Raw genomic sequence first — 6,435 nt, 5'->3', positions numbered from 1 at the left:
TTAGGGTTTGCGGCAAAAAGTTTTTCGTGGGGGTAGGGTGTGGGGTGTGGGGTGTAGGGTGTAGGGTTTTACCCATTTTCAGGTGGTAAATTACCTAATTTTCAGGGAAAAAGTCCCTGAATTTTCCCCCCAATCACTCCCATGGTCGGCACTTTTTGAGGGAAAAAAAGTCTAAAAACCTTGTTGGATAAGGTTTTTAGATTTATTCAGCAAACCCTATTTATTCTATAATTGACTGGAAAAATATTGCTGTAAATCTGGTAAAATTTCTCTATAAATAGCTGTATTTATCTCTATATCCGAGCCAAGAATAGAATTAAAAGGGATAATTTCTACCAAGGAATTACTATAGGCGATCGCCTGTAAAGTCCTGACAAATTGAGGAGTCCAGAGATTTTCTTCTAGGGAAATATTTTGTTTTTTTAACCAGCCGATCAAAGCCGAGCGCCCGATTCCGGGTAAAGTATCAGCAGTCAGCAGGGGACTGTACCAGCAATTATCTTTCCATCCCCATAAATTACCCGTGCTAGTTTCTAACCAATTCCCCAATCGATCGACTAATATCGCCTCTTTTGCTCCTTTTTTTTGAGCAGTTTGTGACGCTAACCAAGAAGTTAAATAATTACCAGTTTTATGCTCTCCTAAAACCCGTTGCCAAGCGGGATTATCCACTACCCACCCAATAATTCCCCGCTCTTGTCTAAGGTTTAAATCTTCGGGTAAAAATCTGCCTTTAATCCACTCCCTACCATCGGGAAAAATTGTGATTCTCAGGACAGGATAGAATCGGGATAATTCTTCGGATCCTTGGCGAATTCGCTGCCAATCGGGAGCGGACCAGTGGAAAACTTGTAAACTAGAGTGCAGACGTTGGAGATGTTCTTGCCAATGGGTCAGGGGATGATCTAAGCTTTGTTGATAGATACGCAGGGTAGTAAAGAGTGTGGCTCCATAAAGCAGCCCAATATCATCAATACCCAGACTGATTCGCTCATTCTCGATTAATTCGCCATTATACCAATACATAATCAGTTATCAGTTATCAGTTATCAGTTATCAGTTATCAGTTATCAGTTATCAGTTATCAGTTATCAGTTATCAGTTATCAGTTATCAGTTATCAGATTTGAGTTTTAAGGATCTTCTAGAGTAGTTATGATATTTTAGCAGAAAATAATGGTTCTTCGTTACTTGGTATGGTTCGATCAGGGGGTAGAAATCGGCTAAATCCTTATCTGGCAAGGGACTTAATTGATTAGCTCGTTCTAGATTGAAAACAATTGGCAAAAATCGCAGCCATGTCTTTCTATATAAGGGTTTCACCCCTTATAACTCCCGTCCATTGCATAACACAAACCGAAGAACCAAAATAATCAAAGCTTTTTGCTTGGTTGGATTCTAGGCTATTTAAGGGATTAGGCTCATTGAAACTACTAATTTGCTATAACCAGTCTAGGAGAGCCTTACTGATTACTGATTACTGTTTACTGATTACTGATTACTGATTACTGATTACTGTTTACTGTTTACTGATAACTGACCTAGCTTATGAACCGTCAAAAATTTACTTGGGGATATTCTAGTTATAAATTGCGTCAGAGAGAAAATTTTAAAGAATTTCTGTGTTTACTGGGATTATTAATAGCGGCCTTAATTATCTATCTAGTGGGATTAGGTAATTTACCCTTGCGGGATTGGGATGAGGCAACAATCGCTCAGGTAGCCAAGGAAATTAGCCAAACCCCCCTGGAACAATTGCGCTGGTTATTTCCTAGTCTTTGGGGTGATCCCTACCTGAATAAACCGCCGTTGATTCACAGTTTAATTGGTCTAACCTACCATTTTTGGGGCATCAATGAGGCCAATACTAGACTAATTCCCGCTTTTTTTACAGCTTTATCGGTGCCGCTTCTCTATCTTCTCGGTCGAGAAATTTTTCCCGCTCGTTTGCCAGCTTTACTGTCGGCCTTGATCTATTTAACTCTTTTGCCGGTGGTGCGCCATGGCCGTTTAGCCATGTTGGATGGAGCGGTATTGTGTTTTGAAATGCTGATGTTTGTTGGTTTACTGCGCTCACGACGCGATTTACGCTGGTCTGTGGGGGCGGGGTTAGGATTTGCCCTCCTTTGTCTGACTAAGGGTATTATGGGGCTATTATTGGCGGGTATCGGCTTTATTTTTCTGCTCTGGGATACCCCCCGGTTATTAACGTCTGCCTATTTTTGGTCGGGTTGGTTATTGGGAGCAACTCCCGCTTTTGCCTGGTATAGCGCCCAATTTTGGCACTACGAGCGGGAGTTTCTCGATTCCCTTTTTGTTCAACAGTTAAAGCGAGTTAGTGACGATCTGGACAATCATCGCGGACCGTTTTGGTATTATCTGCTAGAAATTATTAAATATAGTTGGCCCTGGTTAATTTTCTCGGTTTTGGGTTTACGTTTAGCTCGTCAGGAATATCTCTACAGTTGGGCGAAGTTACTGTTAGTTTGGACGGGTGTTTATCTGTTGGTGGTTTCGGTAATGGCGACTAAGTTGCCTTGGTATATTCTGCCGATCTATCCGGCCTTGGCTTTAGCGGCCGGTTATGCCTTGGCGCAGATGGTTAATCTTCCCATCGATCGCACCTATAATCCAATCTGGTCAATTATTCTGGGTATTATCGGCGTTGTGACGGGTTTATTAGCTTTAATGGCCTATTTCCCTGGTAATTTTGCCGCTATCGAACCTATCCATCCCTTAATTATTTTAACCTTATTGTCACTGTCCCTGACCATGGTGACAACGGCAATTTTGTTAGCTCGGCGCTCGGAACAATTCAGCGTGGTTTTACTCTGGGGAATGTTGGTTTCTTTGTTTATTTTTGTCAATTCTCCCCTGTGGATCTGGGAATTAAATGAGAATTTCTCTGTCAAACCGCTGGCGAGTTTAGTACAGAAATATGTGCCAGCAGATCACCCTGTTTATATTGCTTTTGCCTACGAGCGCCCCTCGTTAAATTTTTATAGTGGTCGTCGGGTTTTTCCCTTGGCTACTGAAGAATTAATCAATCATTGGCAAAGTCACAAGCAACCTTACCTAATTATCGATCGTCAAACCAAAGAAGCTACTGATTTAGAAGGATTAAAGGCGCTCGGATCTACGAATTCCGGTTGGTTTTTGGTGACGAAGCAGTAGTGGGGTTAATTTTGTGCATACTTTCGATCTTAGGTTTGGTGGCTAAAATGTATTCTAAGATACAGTCCTGCTGGCGAGGGAGTGGGAGGAACCACTCCAGACACAGAGGACACAAAGATTGATCGCTTCTATAGTAAGTTAAACTGATCACACGAAGAATAAGAGAGCCAAATTTTACAAGTTGCGTTAAAATCACCCCTAGCGATGAAACGCAGCACTTTTGTAATTGTTGAAACCGAGATTAATATGCTAAATAGGTCAATTACGGCCGAGAAAACCGAGGAATTCGCTCCTGCTGACCTGCAAGACCTGCTAGACTGTACCGATAGCTTTGTTAACCGTCATATTGGACCGACGGAGACGGAAATCGAGAAAATGCTGGCGGTTTTGGGTGTTGCCACCGTGGAGGAGTTAATCGCTCAAACAGTCCCCGCAGCAATTCGTTTACAAAAAAGCCTTAATCTAGCACCTGCCTTGAGTGAATACGCCGCTCTTGCCCAATTAAAAGCTATTGCCTCAAAAAATCAGGTATTTCGCTCCTTTATTGGCATGGGCTACCATGACTGTATCACCCCGCCGGTAATTCTCCGCAACATCTTAGAAAATCCGGGTTGGTACACCGCCTATACTCCCTATCAAGCGGAAATCGCCCAAGGACGTTTAGAAGCTCTCTTAAACTTCCAAACTCTCATCACTAGCTTAACCGGTCTGGAAATTGCTAACGCTTCCCTCCTCGATGAAGGAACAGCAGCCGCGGAAGCGATGACTATGAGTTACGGACTGTGTAAAACTAAAGCCAATGCTTTCTTTATCTCTAGTAGTTGCCATCCCCAAACGATTGAAGTTGTTAAAACCAGAGCGATTCCTTTAGGTATTGACATTATTATCGATGATCATCGTCTCTTTGACTTCCAAACGCCAATTTTTGGCGCATTATTACAATATCCAGCCACCGATGGCGTAATTTATGACTATCGGGAATTTATCGCCAAAGCGCAGGAAAATGGGGCTTTAGTCACCGTTGCCGCCGATATTCTCAGTTTAGCCCTGTTGACTCCCCCCGGCGAATTGGGGGCTGATATTGCCGTGGGTAGCAGTCAACGCTTTGGGGTTCCCTTGGGTTATGGGGGTCCCCATGCCGCCTATTTTGCCACCAAAGATGTCTATAAACGCAGCATTCCGGGGCGCATTGTCGGGGTATCGAAGGATAGTCAGGGTAAACCCGCACTGCGTTTAGCTTTGCAAACCAGGGAACAACATATCCGCCGGGATAAAGCCACCAGTAATATTTGTACCGCACAGGTGTTACTAGCGGTGATTGCTTCCATGTACGCGGTGTATCACGGACCGGAAGGAATCAAGAAAATCGCCCAAAGAGTGCAGAAATTAACCGCTTTATTGGCAACTGGTTTAAAAAAGTTGGGTTATCAGGTGGGGAAAGAACCGCGCTTCGATACGCTCAAAGTTACGGTATCCACGGGAGTTAAGGATATCTTCGCCAAGGCAAAAACCCATAAGATTAATCTGCGTTATTTTGATGAGAATAATCTAGGAATTAGTCTCGATGAAACCACCAGTCTCAGGGATGTGTGGGATTTATGGCAAATTTTTGCGCCAACCGAGGAATTACCCTTTGCCACGGCGGAATTAGTCGAGAAAATTAGTCTAGAATTACCCGCTAATTTAACCCGTACCAGTGCCTATCTTACCGAGCCGGTGTTCAATCGTTACCACTCGGAAACGGAATTACTCAGATATCTGCACCGTCTGGAAACAAAGGATCTAGCCTTAAATACTTCCATGATTCCCCTCGGTTCCTGTACGATGAAACTCAATGCCGTAGCGGAGATGATTCCGGTAACTTGGGCAGAATTCGGCAAATTACACCCTTTTGCGCCGATTGACCAAGCAGAAGGCTATCAACTGCTCTTTCAACAGTTAGAGACTTGGTTAGGGGAAATTACCGGGTTTGATGGCATTTCCCTACAACCGAACGCCGGTTCCCAGGGAGAGTATGCCGGTTTACAGGTGATCCGAGCCTACCATGAAAGTCGCGGTCAAGGTCATCGTCAGATTTGTTTAATTCCTGAGTCCGCTCACGGGACTAATCCTGCCAGCGCTGTTATGTGTGGTATGAAAGTAGTGGCGGTTAATTGCGATTCTCGGGGCAATATTGATATTGATGACCTGAAAACTAAGGCCCGGAAGCATCAGGATAATCTAGCGGCTTTGATGGTGACGTATCCTTCCACTCACGGCGTTTTTGAACAGGGAATTAGCGAAATTTGCGCCTTGATTCATCAATACGGTGGTCAAGTCTATATGGATGGCGCCAATATGAATGCTCAGGTGGGTTTATGTCGTCCGGCGGATTTTGGCGCCGATGTCTGTCACTTGAATCTCCATAAAACTTTCTGTATTCCCCACGGTGGGGGGGGACCGGGTATGGGACCAATCGGAGTAAAATCCCATTTAGTGCCTTTTATGCCCGATGTTTCCCTAGTTTTAGCGAAATTATCGCCAGAAACCGCTAACGGTAAGCATCAGGACTCAATTGGCGCAATTTCGGCCGCGCCTTGGGGTAGTGCCAGCATTTTGGTGATTTCTTGGATGTATATCGCTATGATGGGGGCAGCCGGCTTGAAAAAAGCGACAGAAGTGGCAATTTTGAACGCTAATTATATGGCTTTTCGTTTGGAGTCGGCCTATCCGGTGTTATTTAAGGGTAGCGCGGGAACAGTTGCCCACGAGTGCGTGATTGATTTACGTCCCCTGAAAAAACAGGCCGGCATCGAGGTGGAAGATGTGGCAAAACGCTTGATGGATTTCGGTTTCCACGCGCCGACGGTTTCTTGGCCCGTGGCGGGTACAATGATGGTGGAACCCACGGAAAGCGAATCTTTGGGGGAATTAGACCGTTTTTGTGAAGCTTTGTTAACTATCTATCAAGAAGTACAAGCGATCGCTAATGGTAGCATGGATCCCCACGATAATCCTTTGAAAAATGCCCCCCACACAGCTGCGGTTTTAACTGCCGATGATTGGAGTCGTCCCTATTCCCGTCAACAGGCAGCTTACCCGCTTTCTTGGCTAAAAGATTATAAATTCTGGCCGGTAGTGGGACGGGTTGATAATGCCTACGGGGACAGAAATCTGGTTTGTTCCTGTGAGGGTATGGACGCTTATAAGTAGGGTTTGCGGCAAAGAGTTTTTCGGTGGTGGTAGGGTGTAGGGTGTGGGGTGTAGGGTGTGGGGTGTGGGG

3 protein-coding genes are annotated in these 6,435 nt (G+C 44.7%); 2 read left to right on the top strand and 1 reads right to left on the bottom strand.

Translation table 11 applies throughout. The annotated features are described in order from the left end of the window. Positions 1-225 precede the first annotated feature (225 nt). Positions 226-1,026 carry an aminotransferase class IV gene (locus PN470_RS02990; protein WP_271934858.1) on the bottom strand — a complete coding sequence of 267 codons (801 nt, stop codon included), beginning with the start codon at positions 1,024-1,026 and terminating at the stop codon, positions 226-228. 521 nt (positions 1,027-1,547) lie between these two features. On the opposite strand from PN470_RS02990, the gene PN470_RS02985 reads away from it, so the two are divergent. Together PN470_RS02985 and gcvP are read left to right on the top strand one after the other, a co-directional pair. Next, positions 1,548-3,173 carry an ArnT family glycosyltransferase gene (locus PN470_RS02985; RefSeq protein WP_103112917.1) on the top strand — a complete coding sequence of 542 codons (1,626 nt, stop codon included), beginning with the start codon at positions 1,548-1,550 and terminating at the stop codon, positions 3,171-3,173. A 204-nt stretch (positions 3,174-3,377) separates the two neighbouring features. Further along, positions 3,378-6,365: an aminomethyl-transferring glycine dehydrogenase gene (gene gcvP, locus PN470_RS02980; RefSeq protein WP_272103611.1), complete on the top strand. Its 2,988-nt coding sequence runs from the start codon at positions 3,378-3,380 to the stop codon at positions 6,363-6,365. Positions 6,366-6,435: the final 70 nt, after the last annotated feature.

This window comes from Microcystis sp. CS-574 (genome assembly GCF_028329095.1).
Taxonomy (GTDB): domain Bacteria; phylum Cyanobacteriota; class Cyanobacteriia; order Cyanobacteriales; family Microcystaceae; genus Microcystis; species Microcystis ichthyoblabe_A.
The sequence above is the reverse complement of the archived record's forward strand: the minus strand, read 5'-3'. Positions and strand labels throughout refer to the sequence as shown.